This window comes from Polaromonas sp. CT11-55 (genome assembly GCF_047303325.1).
Classification (GTDB): Bacteria; Pseudomonadota; Gammaproteobacteria; order Burkholderiales; family Burkholderiaceae_C; genus Polaromonas.
This window is the reverse complement of the sequence record NZ_JBKBEX010000008.1, coordinates 59,687-77,446: the sequence shown is the minus strand read 5'-3', so window position 1 is coordinate 77,446 and position 17,760 is coordinate 59,687. Positions and strand designations below refer to the sequence as shown.

Sequence of the window (17,760 nt, the reverse complement as noted above, 5' to 3'; positions counted from 1 at the left end):
ACAAAACCGGGGCCACCAACAAAAAAGGCGAACCTCGTTCGCCTTTTTCTCGTGGGTGGTGGGTGCTGACGGGCTCGAACCGCCGACCTACGCCGTGTAAGGGCGCTGCTCTACCAACTGAGCTAAGCACCCCACGTCAAACGTTCTTGTCAGTTCAAAGCATCCTTGAGCGCTTTGCCCGGACGGAACTTTGGAACCTTGGCTGCCTTGATTTTAATCGCATCGCCGGTCCGTGGATTACGGCCGGTGCGCGCAGCGCGTTTGCCCACCGCGAAAGTGCCAAAACCCACCAGAGACACGGAGCCTCCTTTTTTCAGGGTTGTTTTCACAGCGCCAATCGTGGATTCCAGCGCGCGCGTGGCGGCAGCTTTGGAAATGTCAGCATGTTTGGCAATGTGCTCGATCAGTTCGGTCTTGTTCACAAGGAGCCCCTCGTTGATAAAAAGTTAATCTGGTTGTCTCTAAAAAATATCTCCCGGGACACTGTGGTGTAGCGTCAGCGGGAGCGGCTTGTGCAGGTTTTCTGCTGCTTCCAATTAGAGCCATGGACTTCTAACCTGTCAATACAGCAGCAAGTTTTTACAACGTGCGGAGGCGGATTCTAGACGTTTTTTCAGCCCTTTCACGACTTAATCGTAAGCATGGTGTGTAATTTTCATGCTTGACAAAACGCGGCTTTCCAACGAATTTACGATCCGGCCAATGCCTCTGCAACAGCCTTGCCGACATCGGCCGTTCCGGCCTTTCCGCCCAGGTCGGGCGTGCGCGGCGCACCACTTTCGGGACTCAACACTTTTTCAATCGCGGCGAGGATGCCGTCGTGCGCTTCCTTGTGCCCGAGGAACTCCAGCATCATTGCACCGCACCAAATTTGCCCTATGGGATTGGCGATGTTGCGCCCCGCAATGTCAGGCGCCGAACCATGCACCGGCTCGAACAGCGAGGGAAATTTTCGTTCGGGGTTGAGATTGGCGCTGGGCGCGATGCCGATGGTGCCGGTGCACGCCGGCCCCAGGTCGCTCAGGATGTCGCCGAACAGGTTGCTGGCCACCACCACGTCGAAGAAATCCGGGCGCTGCACAAAATGTGCGGTCAGGATGTCGATATGGAATTTATCCAGTTGGATGGCCGGATAGCTTTTCGCCATCTCGGCCACGCGCTCATCCCAGTAAGGCATGGAAATCGAAATCCCGTTGGATTTTGTTGCACTCGTCAGGTGTTTCTTGGGCCGCGATTGCGCCAGCTCGAACGCGAATTTCAGAACGCGATCGACGCCGATGCGGGTGAACACCGACTCCTGCAGCACGAACTCGCGGTCGGTTCCTGGAAAGGCTTTTCCGCCTATGCTCGAATATTCACCCTCGGTGTTTTCGCGAACGATGTAAAAGTCGATCTCGCCGGGCTGGCGCGGGCTGCCGTCGCGCCGCACCACGGGCGCGATGATGCCGGGCATCAGGCGCGCCGGCCGCAGGTTGATGTATTGGTCGAACTCGCGCCTGAACAGCAGCAGCGAGCCCCACAGCGAGACATGGTCGGCGATTTTCTCGGGCCAGCCCACCGCGCCGAAGTAGATCGCGTCGTGGCCGCCAATCTGGTCCTTCCAGTTATCGGGAAGCATCTTGCCGTGCTTCTCGAAATAGTCCCAGCTTGAAAAATCGAAATGGTCGAACTGCAGGTCAATGCCGTACTTGACGGCTGCGGCCTCCAGCACGCGCACGCCTTCTGGCATGACTTCCTTGCCGATGCCGTCGCCCGCGATGACAGCGATTCTCTTTTTTCCGGTGTGCTTGCTCATGGTGTTCCTTTGGGTTTTCAGGGGATCTTGGGTTTGCTTGTTCAGGGTTTGAAAAATTTCAGCGCTTCGGCCAGCAGCAGCGCTGGCGCTTCTTCCGCGATGTAGTGGCCGCAAGGCAGGGCCAGGCCCGACACATCGTGCGCTCGCTCGCGCCAGAGATCGAGCACCTTGAAGCATTGGCCCACCGCGCCATGCTCGCCCCACAATACGCGCAAGGGTTGCGCCAGCCGCCAGCCGGCCGCGACGTCGGCGCGGTCATGCACCAGGTCGATGCCGGCGGAGGCGCGGTAGTCTTCGCAGATGCTGGCGGCGGTGCCGGGGATTTGCGCGCAGCGCTCGTACTCGGCCAGCGCGGCCGGCGTGAATGCGGCCAGGCCGGCATGGCGCTTGCCCATCACGCTGCGCACGTAGCGCACGGGGTCGGAGGCTATCAGCGCTTCCGGCAAGGGCGGCGGCTGGATCAGGAAAAACCAGTGCCAATAGGCGCGCGCAAAGGTATCCGAGGTGTTGTCATACATGGCAAGTGTGGGCGCGATGTCCAGCAGCATCAGGCGCTCCACCGCATCCCGGTGGTCGGCCGCCAGGCGATGCGCCACGCGCGCGCCGCGGTCATGGGCCAGCACCTGGAAGCGCGAAAACCCGCAGGCCTTCATGACGGCCATGGCGTCCTGCGCCATCGCGCGTTTCGAATAGGCCTGATGATCCGCGTCGCTCGCGACCCGTGCCGAATCCCCATAGCCGCGCAAGTCCATCATGACCACGGTAAATGCCTTGGCCAGCTCACCGGCCACCGCGTGCCACATCACATGGGTTTGCGGGTGGCCGTGCAGCAGCAGCAAGGGTGCGCCGCTGCCGCCCTGCAAGGTGCGCAGCCTGCCTGCCGGCCCTTCTATATCGCGCGGTGAAAATCCTTCAAACATCAATCGGCCTTGATTCCTTTTTGTGCCACCAGCTTGTTCCAGCGTTGGTATTCTGACCGGATCAAGGCGTCGGACTGCCCCGGCGTTTGAGGCCATGCATCAAAACCCTCACGCGCCAGGCGCGCCCGGACCTCGGGCGCGTTCAGCGTCTCGTTCAGGGACTGGTTGAGCTTGCCAAGCGTGTCCTGCGCGACGGCCGCAGGCGCGCTCACCACAAACCATGTTTCAAACACGTAGTTCGCCAGCCCGGCCTCAGCCATGGTCGGCACCTCCGGCAGCATGGGCGAGCGCCTGGGTCCTGTCACCGCCAGCGCCCTCAGCTTGCCGCCCACCACATGCTGCTGCGCGGCGGAAAGCACGGGAAAGCTCATGTCCACCTGCCCGGAGATGGTATCGACCAGGGCCGGCCCGCCGCCACGGTAGGGAACGTGAAGAATAAAGGTATTCGACTCGGCCTTGAACAATTCGGCCGCCATATGAAAAGTGCTCCCGGTGCCCGCCGAGCCGAATGACAGTTTTCCGGGCCGGGCTTTGGCAAGCGCCACCAGCTCGCGAACGGTCTTGGCGGGCACCTGGTTGTTAACCACCAGTACATGCTGCGACGTGGCCACAGTGCCAACCGCTTTCAGGTCTTTCAGCGTGTCAAAGGGCAGCCGCGCAAACAGCGACGGATTGATCGCCTGCGACACCGTATTGAGCGACAGCGTGTAGCCATCCGCTCGCGACTTGGCGACGGCATCCATGCCGAGGTTGCCGGAGGCGCCGGCCCGGTTGTCCACCACCACCGGCTGCCCCAGGCGTTTGCCCCATTCGTCGGAGATCAGCCGGGCCGCGATGTCGGCACTCCCGCCCGGCGCATAGGGCACCACCAGGCGGATGGGTTTGTCAGGAAAGCCCTGGCTCCAGGCTGGGGCGGCGACGCACGCCAAGGCAAACCAGGCGGCGCGGCACAACAAGGAGCGGCGCAGCTTGTGATGAAGATCAATGGATGGCATGCGAGTCTCCTGTTTGTTGTGGGACTCATTCTGGCTAGCGGATCGTCTTGATTCAAGCAATAATCTGGCAATCAATTATTTCTTTTAAGGCATGAATGGATCGCAGCGACCTCGAACTGGTTTTGGCCGTGCGCGACGGCGGCAGCCTGAGTGCCGCCGCGCTGGCCCTCGATGTAGCGCCACCGGTCGTGACCAAACGGCTCGCTGCCCTGGAAGCCACGCTGGGACAGCGCCTCTTCCAGCGCACGACGCGCCGGGTCAGCCCCACGGCCGAGGGAGAAACCGTGTGCGAACGCGCGCGGGTCCTGCTGCAGGGATTCACGTCGCTCGAATCAGAATTGCAGGAGCGCAAGGCGGAGCCCACGGGACTGATCCGCCTCGTCGCGACTTTCGGGTTTGGGCGCCTGTGGCTGGGGCCTGCGCTTTCCGGTTTTCAGGAGCGTTACCCGCGCGTCGAAATCCAGCTGCAACTCACCGAGCAATTGCCCGATCTGGCGCTTGAAGGGTTTGACGGCGCGATCTGGCTCTGGTCGGTCGAGGGCCGGCAGGCGGCGCAATGGGTGTCCCGGCGGCTCGCGCGCAACCAGCGCGTGCTGGTGGCCTCGCCGCGTTACATCAAGCAGCACGGCGCACCGGCCAGCCTGGAAGCCTTGCAGGACCACGCCTGCCTGATCGTGCGCGAAAACGGCAACACCGCGGGGCGGCGCTTTGATGTCTGGTCCCTGCACCGGGAGCGCGACAAGGTGCCTGCTCGCGTGCGCGTCCACGGCCCCCTGGCCAGCAATTCAGGCGAACTGGTGCGCGACTGGTGCCTGGAAGGCCGCGGCATCATGCTGCGCAGCCTGTGGGACATCGCACCGCAGCTGGCCTCAGGCCAGTTGGTACGCGTTTTGCCGGCATATTCGATGCCCGACGCCGACATCCATTGGCTGGCTCCCTATCGCACCGACCAGCCCCGGCGCATACGCCTGCTGATAGACCACCTGGCCGCGCAATTCCAGGACACGCCCTGGAAAACTACGCGGCCGTCGTCGGCTTCGCGGCCCGCACCACGAGGCTCACGCCCAGCGCCGTGAGCGCCGTGCCCAGGATGGTGGCCGTGGTGATGGACTCGCCAAACAGCGCCCAGGCCATCAGGGCCGTGGTGGGCGGCACGAGGTAGAGCAGGCTGGTCACCGCAGTTGCCGCACCACGCTGGATCAGCAGGTAAAGCAGCGAACTGCCGCCCAGCGTCAGCGCCAGCACCGACCAGGCCATGGCGCCCAGAAAATGAACGTTCCAGTTGATTGCCTCGGTTTCGAACAGGGCCAGCGGCAGCGTTACCACCAGGGCCGCCGCCAGCTGGATGGCATTGGCCGTGCGCACATCGGTCGGCTGGACAAAGCGCTTTTGGTAGAGCGTGCCGGCCGTGATGCAAAACAGGGCGAACACAGTGCAGGCCAGCGTTAGCGCGCTGACTTCCTGGCCGACCCCGAATTTGCGCGATACCACCAGCAGCAAGCCACCCAGCCCGAATGCCAGGCCGGCCCACTGGCGCGGGCTGACCCGGGCTTGCGCGTTGCCGGCATCGCCCGACGACATCCACGACACCCACAACGCCGTCAGCACCGGCTGAAGCCCGACGATGAGCGCCGTCAGACCCGAACCCATGCCGGCCTTCATCGCGCTCCAGATGCCACCCAGGTAGCCCGCATGCATCAGCAAACCTGTGACCGCCAGGTGGCCCCACTGCGCGCGCGTCCTGGGCCAGGCGGCCCGGGCCAGGACTATCCAGGCCAGGAAACAAACAATGGACAGGAAATAGCGTATGGCCAGAAAGGTCAACGGCGGAGCGTAAGGCAGGCCGTATTTGGCGACGATGAAGCCGGTGCTCCAGATGACGACAAACACGGCGGGCATGGCCCGAATCAAGGCACCCGGGGAAGAAGAGGCAGAACGCAAGGAGGGCAGCTTTAGGGGACGGCGAGGCTATTTGGCGCGCGCGCGGATTTCCGGGATGGCTTTTTGCAGGTAATAAATCATGGACCAGACCGTGAGGATGGCGGAGATCCAGATCAGCCAGGTGCCCCAGACATGCGTATTGATCACGCCGAAGAGCACACCGTCGAACAGCAAAAAGGGGATGGCGATCATCTGGACCGTGGTCTTGACCTTGCCCAGCATGTGCACGGCCACGCTTTTGGTCGCCCCTATCAGGGCCATCCATTCGCGCAGTGCCGAGATCGCGATTTCGCGGCCAATGATGATGAGGGCCACGAACACATCGGCGCGCTGCAGGTGCACCAGCACCAGCAAAGAGGCGCAGACCAGGAATTTATCGGCCACCGGATCCAGGAAGGCGCCGAAGGAGGAGGTCTGGTTCAGCTTGCGCGCCAGAAAGCCGTCCAGCCAGTCGGTCGCGGCGAACACCACAAACATCACGGTGGCGATCAGGTTGCGCTCGGCAGGCGCCAGGTTCAGATAGAACACCCCCACGATCAGCGGAATCGCAACAATGCGGGTCCAGGTCATCAGCGTGGGGATGGTCAGAAACATGCCCCGATTTTGGCATGAGCCGCACCAAGCCCGCCGGACACCGGGTCAAAGCGCACCAAAACGGTGGGTTCCGTTGCTCAAATACGTCTGGCGTTCAATGGCGCATCAATGCAGCGCGCGGTAGATTTCCTCGGCCAGGTCCCTGGAAATGCCGTCCACTGTGGCGATATCTTCCGCACTGGCCGAGGCAATGCCGCGGATGCCGCCAAAGCGCTGCAGCAGGCTGGCGCGCCGCTTGGGGCCTATGCCGGCGATGTCTTCCAGCTTGCTGCCGCCCACCCGGACCTTGGCTCGCTTGGCGCGCATGCCGGTGATGGCAAAACGGTGGGCCTCGTCGCGGATCTGCGCGATCAGCATCAGCGCGGCCGAATCCCGCCCCAAATAGACCTTGTCGCGCCCGTCGGCAAACACCAGTTCTTCCAGGCCGACCTTGCGGCCCTCGCCTTTTTCCACGCCGGCGATCAACCCCAGGTCCAGGCCCAGTTCCTCGAACACCTCGCGCGCCATAGACACCTGCCCCTTGCCGCCGTCGACCAGCACCAGGTCGGGCAGCTTGGCTTCGCCGTTGCGCGCGGCTTCGGCCAGGCGGGTGTAACGGCGCGTGAGCACCTGGCGCATGGCGGCATAGTCGTCGCCGGGCGTGATGCCCTCGATGTTGTAGCGGCGGTATTCGCTGTTGACCATCTTGTGCTCCTGGAACACCACGCAGGAGGCCTGCGTCGATTCGCCGGCCGTGTGCGAAATGTCGAAGCACTCGATGCGCAGCGTGTCCAGGTTGTCCAGCGGCAAATCGAGCGCCTCGGCCAGCGCGCGCGTGCGCGCCTGTTGCGAGCCCTGCTCGGCCAGTAGCCGGGCCAGTTGCAGGCCGGCGTTTTTCTGCGCCATCTCCAGCCAGATGCGGCGCTGCTCGCGCGGCTGGTGGATAGCCGTGACCTTGGTGCCGGTCTGGGCGCTCAAGGCCTCCATCAGTTCCTTGTCCACAGGCTCGCTGCAAACCAGGGTGGGCGGAACCGGCACGTCGATGTAGTGCTGCGCGATAAAGGCTTCCAGCACCAGGGCCTCCAGCGGCTTGGCCGCAGGCACCGAAGCCGGCGCGGCCTGCCCGGTCTCGGTGCCGGCCTCGGCATCGAGCGCCGCGACGTCGGTCGCGTTCTCGACATGGCTCGGAAAGTAGGCTCTGTCGCCCAGGTGGCGGCCGCCGCGCACCATGGCGAGGTTGACGCAGGCCTTGCCGCCCTGCACTTTCACCGCCAGGATGTCGACGTCCTTGTCGCCGCCGATTTCCATGGACTGCTGGTGCAGTACCTTGGACAGCGCCGACATCTGGTTGCGCAGTTCGGCGGCCTGCTCGAACTCCAGCCTGTCGGCATGGGCCAGCATTTTTTTCTCGAGTTCGGTCAGGATGTCCTGGGCCTGGCCCTGCAGGAAACGTTCGGCGTTGGCGGTGTCCAGCGCGTACTGCTCGGGCGACACATGGCCCACGCAGGGCGCCGAGCAGCGCTTGATCTGATACAGCAGGCAGGGCCGCGTGCGGTTGTTAAACACCGTGTCTTCGCAAGTGCGCAACCTGAACACCTTTTGCAGCAGCAAGATGGTGTCCTTGACCGCCCAGGCACTCGGGTAAGGCCCGAAGTAGCGGTGCTTCTTCTCGACCGCGCCGCGGTAGTAGGCAATGCGCGGGAACACCGCGGCCGCCGGTGCCTCGCCCTCCACGGGCGGGCGCGCGCCGGTGAGCTTGAGGTAAGGGTAGCTCTTGTCGTCCCGAAACAGGATGTTGTATTTCGGGTTGAGCGTCTTGATCAGGTTGTTTTCCAGCAGCAGCGCTTCCGCCTCGGAGCGCACCACCGTGGTCTCCATGCGGGCGATCTTGGTCACCATATGGCCTATGCGCGTGCCGCCGTGGTTCTTCTGAAAGTAGTTGGAGACCCGCTTCTTGAGGTTGCGCGCCTTGCCGACGTAAAGCACGCCGCCCTCGGCATCGAAGTAGCGGTAGACACCGGGCAAGGCAGGCAGCGCGGCCACTTCGGCCAGCAGCTCGGGCGCATGTCCGGAGCTTGGCTTTTCAACGGGAGGATGTTCAGGCATTTCCCTATTTTGCCGTGTAGCGGCGCTTTGAGGCGGCAGTGTCGGCTGCATCACAATACCGGCCATGGCTACCGCGCGCGTTTGGGACATTTTTTGCAAAGTCATCGACAACTTCGGGGACATTGGCATTTGCTGGCGCCTGGCCGCCGACCTGGCCTCGCGGGGCCACACGGTGCGGCTGTGGGTGGACGATGCCTCGGCCCTGCGCTGGATGGCGCCGGCCGGATGCGAGGGGGTTCGTGTGCTGCCCTGGCCGCAGGATGGCGGGCCGCTGGACCTGCAGGCCGCCGGGCTTGCACAACAGCCGACCGATGTGCTGATCGAAGCCTTCGGCTGTGAAATAGCACCCGAATTTTTGGCCGCCTGCGCCGATGCCGCACAGGCAAGCGGCCTCAAGCCCGTCTGGATCAACCTCGAATACCTGTCCGCCGAGGACTATGTGGAACGTAGCCACGCCCTGCCCTCGCCCGTGCAGGAGGGCCCGGCGGCCGGCTGGACCAAGTGGTTTTTCTACCCCGGCTTCACCGAAAATACCGGCGGGCTGCTGCGAGAGCCCGGTTTGCTGGAACGGCAAGCGCAGTTTGACCGCGCCAAGTGGCTTCAAGCCCATGGAATCCCCGGCGAGGGACAAACGCTGGTATCCCTGTTCTGTTATGAACCCCCGGCGCTGCGAAGCCTGCTTGCGCAATTCGCGCGGCAGGGCCTGCAAGGCCGGCCGGTGCGCCTGCTGGTGGCCGCCGGGCGCGCCGCCGCCGCGGTACGGGCCCTTGTTGGCGATAACCCTGATCTAACTGGGGACACGCAGCTTTCGATTTCCTACCTGCCCTTGCTGGCGCAGACGGAGTTTGACCGCCTGCTCTGGGCCTGCGACCTGAATTTGGTGCGCGGCGAGGACTCCGTGGTGCGCGCTCTCTGGGCCGGCCGGCCTTTTGTCTGGCAGATTTATCCCCAGCATGACGACGCCCACCTGGACAAGCTCCAGGCCTTTCTGGACTGGCTGCAGGCGCCGCCCTCCCTGCGCGCATTTCATGCTGCCTGGAACCACCGGGAGGCGCCCCAAGGTGTCGCCGACGGCCCGCTGCCCCCGCTCGCCGACCTGCCCGCCTGGCAGGCCGTTACCCGGGCGGGCCGCACCCGGCTGGCGGCCCAGGACGACCTGGCGACCCGGCTGCTCGGCTTTGTGGCAAAAAAACGTTAAAATCATGGGCTTTGCAGACCGGCCCGAAGACCAACCAGGTCTTGGCGTCCTGCACAACCCGCCGCGGAACCTGCACACCGGTGCAAGCGTTTAGCGGCCTACCTCAGTGAAACTGCTATGAAAATCGCTCAAGAAATCCGCGCCGGCAACGTCATCATGCACGGCAAGGACCCGATGGTGGTGCTCAAGACCGAATACAGCCGCGGTGGGCGCAATTCCGCCACCGTGCGCATGAAGCTCAAAAGCCTGGTCGCCAACTTCAACACCGAAGTCGTGTTCAAGGCCGACGACAAGATGGACCAGATCGTCCTCGACAAGAAGGACTGCACCTACTCCTACTTCGCCGACCCGCTGTACGTCTGCATGGACTCTGAGTACAACCAGTACGAAGTCGAAGCCGAAAACATGGGCGACTCGCTCAACTACCTGCAGGACGGCATGGAACTGGAAGTCGTGTTCTATGACGGCAAGGCCATCTCGGTGGAACTGCCCACCAGCGTGCAGCGGGAAATCACCTGGACTGAACCCGCCGTCAAGGGCGACACCTCCGGCAAGGTCCTGAAACCCGCCAAGATCGCCACCGGCTTTGAAATCGGCGTGCCCATCTTCGTGGCCCAGGGCGACGTGGTCGAAATTGACACCCGCACCGGCGAATACCGCAAACGCGTGTAAACCCCCGCTCTGCACAAAAAAGGCTCCTCAGGGAGCCTTTTTGCTTTGTGCGACCTGCAGCAGTGCCGCAAAAAGAAGCCGCCCTCCCTGATCGTTGACAATAAGCGCATGGAACAAAAACAGGATCTATCCGTCAGCCGCCTGGCCAACGCCTGGGCAGCACTGCAGGCCCACGCCAGCGAGGGCAACCCGCTCGAAGCCGATGCCTCCCGCCTGGCCTTTGCCGACCCGGAATTCCTGCTGCGGCGTGAAACCCGCGGCATACGCTTTCAGCTGGAACTGCTCAAGCCGGACCTGGAACAGCAGGCCCACGGCATTGAAAACACCGTGGTGGTTTTCGGCAGCGCCCGCTTTCGCAGCGAAGAGGATTCCGCCCTGATGGTGGCCGAGGCCGAGGCCGGCGGCGACCCTGAGGTGATAGACCGCGCGAAAAAGCTGGCGCGCAACGCCCATTACTACGAAAGCGCCCGCGCGTTCGGCAAGCTGGTGGCGCAATACAGCAGTGACAAGCCGCCGGAAACCAAGCTCTTCATTTGCACCGGCGGCGGCCCGGGCATCATGCAGGCGGCCAACCGCGGCGCGCACGAGGCCGGCGGCCTCAGCGTGGGCCTGGCCATCGTGCTGCCCATGGAGGAAGCGGCCAACCCCTACGTGCCGCCCGAACTTTCCTTCAAGTTCCACTACTTCGCGCTGCGCAAAATGCATTTCATGATGCGCGCCAAGGCCCTGGTGGTGTTTCCGGGCGGCTTCGGCACGCTGGACGAGCTGTTCGAGGTCATCACCCTGGTGCAGACCCGCAAGGCCAAGCCGGTGCCCATCATCCTGTTCGGCAGCAGCTACTGGAAGCGCCTGCTCAACACCGAGATGCTGGTGGAAGAAGGCGTGATCTCAGCGAACGACCTCAAGCTGTTCCAGTACGTGGACGACCCGCAGGTCGCCTGGGACCTGATCAAGGACTTTTACCGTCTTTAATGTCGCCATGCCCGCCGTGGGCCGGCATGCTGTCCTTCAGCAGCCAGGCCGCGCGCGATCCCGCGCCCACCATCGCGCCGGTGGTCCAGAACACGCCGGCGATCCCGATCAGCGCGCCGGCTGAGCCGAACAGCATGGGCATGACCACGCTGGACGCATTGATGGCCATCAGCCGCAAGCCCAGCGCCTCGCCGTGGCGCGCCTCCGGCGTGATCTGGTGCAGCATGCTCATGACCATGGGCTGCACCATGCCCAGCGCCAGGCCCAGCAGGATGGAGCACAGGCCCATGCCGATCGCCGAGTGCATCAGCGGGTAGATGCCGAACAGCAGCGCCGTCACCAGCATGGAAACCGCCAGCACCTTCCACTCGCGCAGGTGGGCGGCCACCATCGGCATCACCATGCGGATCAGCGCCGCGGCCACCGCGAACGAACCCAGGATAGTGCCTATGACCGAGGCGCTGATGCCGCGCTCAAAACCGAGCACGGGCACCACAAAGGTATGGACGTCCCAGCAGGACGACAAAAACCAGTTCACCAACATCAGGCGGCGGAAAGTGGCCTGGCGCAGCAAGTCCCAGGCCCTGGGCTGCGGGCCGCCGCTGGCGGCGATCACCGGCGGCAGCTCGCGCGTCTTGCGCACCAGGAACCAGCAGGCCAGCGGCAGTATCGCCATCAACAAAAACGCCGCGCGGTAGCCCGAGGTGCTGCCGGGCACGGCGCCCACATGGTCGATCAGCAGGCCGGCCGAAAACGGCCCGATGAAATTGGACACCGCCGGGCCTATGGCAAGCCAGCTGAACACCTGGCGCAGCTCCAGCGCGCCGACCGCCGCGCGCCCGACATGGCGCTGCAGCGAAATCACCGCCGCGCCGGTGGCGCCGCCCGTGAGCAGCGCCGCCAGGCACAGCACCGGGAACACCGGAAACGCCACTGCCGCCCCGGCCCCCAGCACAGCGGCAAACACGCTGTAGCGTATGGGGCGCCGCAGGCCGTGCCGGTCGGCAAAGCGGCCGGCCGGCAGCGCCAGGAAAACCTGCGTCAGGGCAAACAGCGCAAGCAGCACACCGACCGCCGCGGGGCTGTAGCCTTCGCGCAGCGCCAGCAGGGGCGCCGCCATGCGTGTGCCGGCCATGCAGGCATGCAGGCAGATCTGCGCCAGGATCAGGCGAGCGAGTTCAGGCGTCATGCGGCGCGGCTCATGCGCGGTGCATCAGGGGTTGTCCAGGTCTTTATCAAGGGGGTCCAATGGAAGCAGGCGGGCGGATTCGATTTCGGGCAGCGCTTCGACATTGCGCAGGGCTTTGCCCATGACGCGGCTGCGCTGCTCGGCGCTGCTCAGCGTGTTGAGCACGGTCTCGGTCTGGGACTTGACCTTGGCCAGCACGTCGCCGAACTTGCCGAACTCGGTCTTCACCGCACCCAGCACCTGCCAGACTTCGCTGGAGCGTTTTTCCAGCGCCAGCGTGCGAAAACCCATTTGCAGGGAGTTGAGCATGGCCAGCAGCGTGGTCGGGCCGGCCAGCGTGACACGGTGGTCGCGCTGCAGGAATTCCATCAGGCCCGGGCGGCGCAGTACTTCGGCATACAGGCCCTCGGTCGGCAGAAACAGGATGGCGAAGTCGGTGGTGTAAGGCGGGTCTATGTATTTGTCAGAGATAGCCTTGGCCTCCAGGCGTATGCGCGCCTCCAGCGCCTTGCCGGCGATTTCCGCGCCCAGCACGTCGGCGCGCTGCTGCGCGTCCAGCAGGCGTTCGTAATCCTCGTTCGGGAATTTCGCGTCGATCGGCAGCCACAAGGGCTCACCCGAATCGGAGCGGCCCGGCAGCTTGATGGCAAAGTCGACCGGGTTCTTGCCGCCGCGGCGCGTGATGACCTGGGCCGCATACTGATCGACGGTGAACACCTGCTCCAGCAGGGCCGAGAGCTGCGCCTCGCCGAAGATGCCGCGCGTCTTCACATTGGTCAGCAAATGCTTGAGGTCGCCCACGCCCTGCGCCAGCGTCTGCATCTCGCCCAGGCCCTTGTGCACCTGCTCCAGCCGGTCGGCCACTTGCTTGAAGCTTTCGCCCAGGCGGGTTTCCAGCGTGGTCTGCAGCTTTTCGTCAACCGTCTTGCGCATCTCGTCGAGCTTGGCGGAATTGGTCTGCTGCAACTGCGCGAGCTGCTTTTCCAGCGTCTCACGCACTTCACCCATGCGCCTGGCATTCGACTCGCTGACCGATTGCAGCTGCGTGCTCAGGGTGTCGGAGAGCGTTTTTTGCAGCAAGGTGAGTTGCTGCGCGAACGCGTCGATCTGGGTGTTCTGCGTGCGGGTGGCTTCGGCGCTTTGCTGCACCAGGGTTTGCTGGAAGGTGGCGAAAATTTTCGCCAGTTCCTCGCGGCCGCTGCGCGCGTTGTCGCCGATCTCTCGGCGCAACTCGCGCTCCAGCTTGTCGTGGCCGGCCGCGATGTTTGTGAGCAACTCTGCGCGGCCCGTATCCGAAGGTTCCGCCGGCTTGCGCAACAGCAGCCACACCAGCAAGAGCAGGTTGGCCACAGCCAAGGCGATGATCAGCCAGGTTTCCATCATGAGTTCATTGTCCGCTTACCGTCTTCTTCCTGCTTATTGGCCGGCCAGTACCGCAGGATTGAGCGGGGTCAGCGGCTTCTTGCCGCTGAAAAACGCGATCAGGTTGTCGGCGGCGAGGCTCGCCATGGCCATGCGCGTGGGAATGGTGGCGCTGGCGATATGGGGAGTCAACACCACATTGGGCACGGTCAGCAAGTCCGGGTGTACCTTGGGCTCGCCTTCGAATACGTCCAGCCCGGCGGCCGCGATGCGCTTGTCACGCAGGGCCGCGGCCAGCGCGGCATCGTCCACGATGCCGCCGCGTGCGATGTTGATCAGGTTAGCGGTTGGCTTCATCAAGGCCAGCTCCGCGGCGCCTATGGTGTGATGAGAGGCTGGAGAGTAAGGCAGGACCAACACCAGGTGGTCGGCTGTCCTGAGCAGCTCTTCCTTGCCGACGTAGCTGGCCTTGCATTCGGCTTCCAGCGCCGCGTCCAGACGCGAACGGTTGTGGTAAATCACCTTCATGCCGAAGCCATGGGCGCCGCGTTTGGCAATGCCCTGCCCTATGCGGCCCATGCCCAGGATGCCCAGCGTGGCGCCGTGGATGTCGGAGCCGGCGAACATGTCGTAGCTCCATTTGGTCCATTTGCCGGCACGCAGGTAATGCTCGCTCTCGGTGACGCGGCGGGCGGTGGCCATCAGCAGCGCAAAGCCGAAGTCGGCCGTGGTTTCGGTCAGCACGTCGGGTGCGTTGGTGGCCAGCACACCGGCCGCCGTCATCGCGTCGATGTCGAAGTTGTTGTAGCCCACGGCCATGTTGGCGCAGATTTTCAGTCCCGGGCAGGCGGCCAGCACCTCCGCATCAATTTTGTCGCTTCCGGTGGTGAAGGCGCCGTCCTTGCCCTTGAGGCGCTCGGTCAGCTGGGCCTTGGACCAGGTCTCGTCGACCTGGTTGGACTCGACTTCGAAATGCTGCTCCAGGCGGGCGATGACCTCGGGGAACACGGCGCGCGCGACCAAGATTTTGGGTTTGCTCATGATGGTTTCAGGGTGAGGTGAAAGTCGATGCTAGCGATTCGGCAGAAGAATAAGCAGCCGATGTAACAGGTGAATTGCCCGCAGCTTGCCGGACCCGGGGCGCATCGGGGTGCCAGCCCAGCACGGCCAGCAGCACGAAGAAACCGACCACATAGCCCAGCGCCACATGCCAGCCGCCCTTGAGCCAGGCGACGACGGACCTGGCCTCGGGGTACATATTGGCCAGCGCCACGCCGGCCGAGGAGCCGAACCACAGCATGCTGCCGCCAAAGCCGACGGCATAGGCCAGAAAACCCCAGTCGTAGCCGCCCTGGTGCAGGGCCAGCGCCGTGAGCGGGATGTTGTCGAACACCGCGCTCACGAAGCCCAGGCCGAAAGCGGTTTGCCAACTGGCGCCCGGCAGGTGCTGCACCGGCATCATGGAGGCGCACAGCACCAGCGACAGCAGGAAGACGCTGCCGCGCGCGGCCTCGGGCAGCAGGGCCCAGTTGGAACGCCGCCAGGGCGTGGTCAGCGCGATCGCCACCCAGACGGCGATGCCTATTACCGGAAGCCGCTCCAGCACCCCGGGGTCGCGCAGGTTGAAGTACACATTGGCGGCCACCGCCGACAGCAGGATGATGGCGACGATGCCCAGGCGCGCCCAGTGCAGTTGCGCGCCAGGCGCGGCGTCCTTCATGATGGGCTGGAACGCATGCTGCTGGCGCGCGGCGACCACGCCGAAGATGGCCAGCGCCACCACAGCGCCCGCATAGGATTCGAACACCTGGCCCGGCGAGACGCCGGCAATCCACATCATGGTGGTGGTGGTGTCGCCCACCACGCTGCCCGAGCCGCCCGCGTTGCTGGCGGCCACGATGGCGGCCAGGAAGCCGATGTGCACGCGCTTGCGGTAGAGCACGGACGCCATGGTGCCGCCTATCATGGCCGCCGCGATGTTGTCGAGAAAGCTGGAGAGCACAAAAACCAGCAGCAGCATCACGAAGCCGCCCTTCCAGTCGTCGGGCAGGTAGCGCGGCAACAGCGCCGGAATACCGCTTTTTTCGAAGTGGTCGGACAGCAGCGCGAAACCCAGCAGCAGGCCCAGCAGGTTGGCCAGCGTCACCCACTCGTGGGCCAGCAATTGCAGCAGGCCACCCAGGCCGGGCGTACCGGAAAAATCGCCCAGCGCAAGCTTGTAGAGCGTGATCACCGCCAGGCCCGTCAGCGCCACCTTGAGCGTGTGCCGGTGCAACAGCGCCACACCGAGCAGCGTCAGGCCGAACAATACAAAATCAAGGGGGATACCTGCAATAGCCACGCGCTGGTTTCGGATAAAAGATAAGTAAGCGGTCGATTATGCCGGTGAGGCGATTTCAAACACCTGGCGCAGGTAGGCCAGGTATTTTTCGTCATCGCACATGTTCTTGGAAGGAGTGTCCGACAGTTTGGCCACCGGCTGGCCGTTGCAGCGGATCATCTTGATGACGATCTGCAGCGGCTCGTAACCGAGGTCGTTGGTCAGGTTGGTGCCTATGCCGAAGGCCAGCTGGCAGCGGCCCTTGAACTGGTGGTACAGCTCTATGGTGCGCGGCACCGTGAGGCCGTCGCTGAAGATCAGCGTCTTGGTTTTGGGGTCGACGCGGTTCTTCGTGTAATGCGCGAGCATGCGCTCGCCCCACTGGAAGGGGTCTCCGCTGTCATGGCGCGCGCCGTCGAACAGCTTGCAGAAGTACATGTCGAAGTCGCGCAGAAAGGCGCTCATGCCGTAGACATCGGACAGCGCGATACCGAGGTCGCCGCGGTATTCCTTGGCCCACGATTCAAAAGCGAACACCTGGCTGTCGCGCAGCCGCGGCCCCAGCGCCTGGCAGGCCTGCAGGTATTCGTGCGCCATGGTGCCCAGCGGCGTCAGGCCCAGCTTCATCGCGAACAGCACGTTGCTGGTGCCGGCGAACTGCCCCTGCATCCCCGTGCCAAGGCGCCCGGCCAGCGTGCGCAGCACTTCCTCGTGCCAGGCCTTGCCGAAGCGGCGGCGTGTGCCGTAATCGGCGATCTTGAGCGCGCCCAGGCCTTCGGCCTGCAACTCTCCAATCTTGGTATCCAGCCGCCTGCGGCCTTCGGCGAAGTCGGCTTTTTTCTGCGTGTTGCGGAAGTAGACCTCGTTGATGATGGCCAGCACCGGAATCTCGAACAGGATGGTGTGCAGCCAGGGGCCCTTGATGGACACCTCGATCTCGCCCGAGGGCAGCGCCGTTACGCTCACGTATTTTTCATTGAGCCGGAAGATGCCGAGGAAGTCGACAAAGTCGCTCTTGATGAAGCGCATGGCCTTGAGGTAGGCCAGCTCGGCATCCTGGAACCGCAGGTTGCACAGGCCGCGGATTTCCTCGCGTATCTCGGTCACATAGGGCGCAAGGTCGCCTATGCCCGGCGCGCCGGCATTGCGGCACTTGAAGCGGTACTCCACCTCGGCGCCCGGAAACTGGTGCAAGACCACCTGCATCATGGTGAACTTGTACAAGTCAGTGTCGAGCAAACTGGTGATGATCATGGAGAACGCTTGAGGGCCGCGGCGCCGGGGCGCCTTGGCGGTTAATCAGGTGAACAAACCCGCAGCAAACCATGCCGGCGGGCATCCAACGCACCGGCTCAGGTACCGAGGAAATCCACTTCGAACAGCAGGGTCGCATTCGGCGGAATCACGCCGCCGGCGCCGCGCGCGCCGTAGCCCAGCGCGGCCGGAATGATCAGGCGGCGCGTGCCGCCCACCGACATGCCCTGCACGCCCTCGTCCCAGCCGCGGATGACCTGGCCAGCGCCCAGCGAGAACTCGAAAGGCTGGCCGCGGTCCTTGCTGGAGTCGAACTTGGCACCCTGCACACCGTCGTTGTAAAGCCAGCCGGTGTAGTGGACCTTGACGTTCTGGCCGGCCTTGGCGATAGCGCCGGTGCCCAGCACGGTGTCTTCGTACTGCAGGCCGGAGGCGGTGGTGGTGATGTTGCTCATGGGGGTCC

17 protein-coding genes and 1 tRNA gene are annotated in these 17,760 nt (G+C 64.0%); 4 read left to right on the top strand and 14 right to left on the bottom strand.

The features are described from left to right. Positions 1–56: 56 nt before the first annotated feature. The 5 genes from ACEN8I_RS10045 to ACEN8I_RS10025 form a co-directional block, all read right to left on the bottom strand. Positions 57–132 (bottom strand) — tRNA-Val (locus tag ACEN8I_RS10045). A gap of 17 nt (positions 133–149) precedes the next feature. After that, positions 150–422, bottom strand: coding sequence for an HU family DNA-binding protein (locus ACEN8I_RS10040; RefSeq protein WP_007874140.1), 273 nt, complete (start codon positions 420–422; stop codon positions 150–152). 266 nt (positions 423–688) lie between these two features. Beyond that, on the bottom strand, positions 689–1,795 hold the full coding sequence (locus ACEN8I_RS10035; RefSeq protein ID WP_413328250.1) for a tartrate dehydrogenase: 1,107 nt from the start codon (positions 1,793–1,795) through the stop codon (positions 689–691). Between the two features lie 41 nt (positions 1,796–1,836). Beyond that, positions 1,837–2,715, bottom strand: coding sequence for an alpha/beta fold hydrolase (locus ACEN8I_RS10030; protein WP_413328249.1), 879 nt, complete (start codon positions 2,713–2,715; stop codon positions 1,837–1,839). Beyond that, entirely contained in the window at positions 2,715–3,710 is a 996-nt protein-coding gene (locus ACEN8I_RS10025) for a Bug family tripartite tricarboxylate transporter substrate binding protein (RefSeq protein WP_413328248.1), read from the bottom strand. Before ACEN8I_RS10025 ends, ACEN8I_RS10030 begins: the two co-directional genes overlap by 1 nt. Positions 3,711–3,805: 95 nt before the next feature. Between ACEN8I_RS10025 and ACEN8I_RS10020 the strand changes: the two genes are divergently transcribed. After that, entirely contained in the window at positions 3,806–4,786 is a 981-nt protein-coding gene (locus tag ACEN8I_RS10020) for a LysR family transcriptional regulator (protein WP_413328247.1), read from the top strand. Here the strand turns inward: ACEN8I_RS10020 and ACEN8I_RS10015 are convergent. The 3 genes from ACEN8I_RS10015 to uvrC all read right to left on the bottom strand — a co-directional run bounded on the left by ACEN8I_RS10015 (position 4,728) and on the right by uvrC (position 8,330). Next, positions 4,728–5,609 carry a DMT family transporter gene (locus ACEN8I_RS10015; protein ID WP_413328246.1) on the bottom strand — a complete coding sequence of 294 codons (882 nt, stop codon included), beginning with the start codon at positions 5,607–5,609 and terminating at the stop codon, positions 4,728–4,730. The two genes, ACEN8I_RS10020 and ACEN8I_RS10015, sit on opposite strands and share 59 nt — an antisense overlap. 69 nt (positions 5,610–5,678) lie before the next feature. Next, positions 5,679–6,245, bottom strand: a complete 567-nt coding sequence (pgsA, locus tag ACEN8I_RS10010) for a CDP-diacylglycerol--glycerol-3-phosphate 3-phosphatidyltransferase (protein ID WP_413328245.1) — start codon at positions 6,243–6,245, stop codon at positions 5,679–5,681. Between the two features lie 105 nt (positions 6,246–6,350). After that, complete coding sequence (gene uvrC, locus ACEN8I_RS10005; protein WP_413328244.1) at positions 6,351–8,330, bottom strand: excinuclease ABC subunit UvrC; 1,980 nt, start codon at positions 8,328–8,330, stop codon at positions 6,351–6,353. 64 nt (positions 8,331–8,394) lie between these two features. Between uvrC and earP the strand changes: the two genes are divergently transcribed. The 3 genes from earP to ACEN8I_RS09990 all read left to right on the top strand — a co-directional run bounded on the left by earP (position 8,395) and on the right by ACEN8I_RS09990 (position 11,172). Then, positions 8,395–9,528: an elongation factor P maturation arginine rhamnosyltransferase EarP gene (earP, locus tag ACEN8I_RS10000; protein ID WP_413328243.1), complete on the top strand. Its 1,134-nt coding sequence runs from the start codon at positions 8,395–8,397 to the stop codon at positions 9,526–9,528. Between the two features lie 117 nt (positions 9,529–9,645). After that, the gene (gene efp, locus ACEN8I_RS09995; protein WP_007868500.1) at positions 9,646–10,200 is read left to right on the top strand and encodes an elongation factor P; all 555 of its coding nucleotides are present in this window, start codon (positions 9,646–9,648) and stop codon (positions 10,198–10,200) included. A 108-nt stretch (positions 10,201–10,308) separates the two neighbouring features. Beyond that, entirely contained in the window at positions 10,309–11,172 is an 864-nt protein-coding gene (locus ACEN8I_RS09990; RefSeq protein WP_074574999.1) for a TIGR00730 family Rossman fold protein, read from the top strand. Here the strand turns inward: ACEN8I_RS09990 and ACEN8I_RS09985 are convergent. The 6 genes from ACEN8I_RS09985 to ACEN8I_RS09960 all read right to left on the bottom strand — a co-directional run bounded on the left by ACEN8I_RS09985 (position 11,150) and on the right by ACEN8I_RS09960 (position 17,752). Further along, positions 11,150–12,361, bottom strand: a complete 1,212-nt coding sequence (locus tag ACEN8I_RS09985; protein ID WP_413328242.1) for an MFS transporter — start codon at positions 12,359–12,361, stop codon at positions 11,150–11,152. The two genes, ACEN8I_RS09990 and ACEN8I_RS09985, sit on opposite strands and share 23 nt — an antisense overlap. Positions 12,362–12,385: 24 nt before the next feature. Next, positions 12,386–13,741 (bottom strand): DNA recombination protein RmuC, encoded by a 1,356-nt coding sequence (gene rmuC, locus ACEN8I_RS09980; protein WP_413328367.1) that lies wholly within the window; start codon positions 13,739–13,741, stop codon positions 12,386–12,388. A 36-nt stretch (positions 13,742–13,777) separates the two neighbouring features. After that, entirely contained in the window at positions 13,778–14,764 is a 987-nt protein-coding gene (locus ACEN8I_RS09975) for a 2-hydroxyacid dehydrogenase (RefSeq protein ID WP_413328241.1), read from the bottom strand. A gap of 7 nt (positions 14,765–14,771) precedes the next feature. After that, positions 14,772–16,064 carry a citrate transporter gene (locus tag ACEN8I_RS09970; RefSeq protein WP_413328240.1) on the bottom strand — a complete coding sequence of 431 codons (1,293 nt, stop codon included), beginning with the start codon at positions 16,062–16,064 and terminating at the stop codon, positions 14,772–14,774. Between the two features lie 36 nt (positions 16,065–16,100). Next, positions 16,101–17,297 (bottom strand): nicotinate phosphoribosyltransferase, encoded by a 1,197-nt coding sequence (pncB, locus tag ACEN8I_RS09965; protein ID WP_413328239.1) that lies wholly within the window; start codon positions 17,295–17,297, stop codon positions 16,101–16,103. A gap of 98 nt (positions 17,298–17,395) precedes the next feature. Continuing rightward, positions 17,396–17,752, bottom strand: a complete 357-nt coding sequence (locus ACEN8I_RS09960) for an FKBP-type peptidyl-prolyl cis-trans isomerase (protein ID WP_007868513.1) — start codon at positions 17,750–17,752, stop codon at positions 17,396–17,398. Positions 17,753–17,760: the final 8 nt, after the last annotated feature.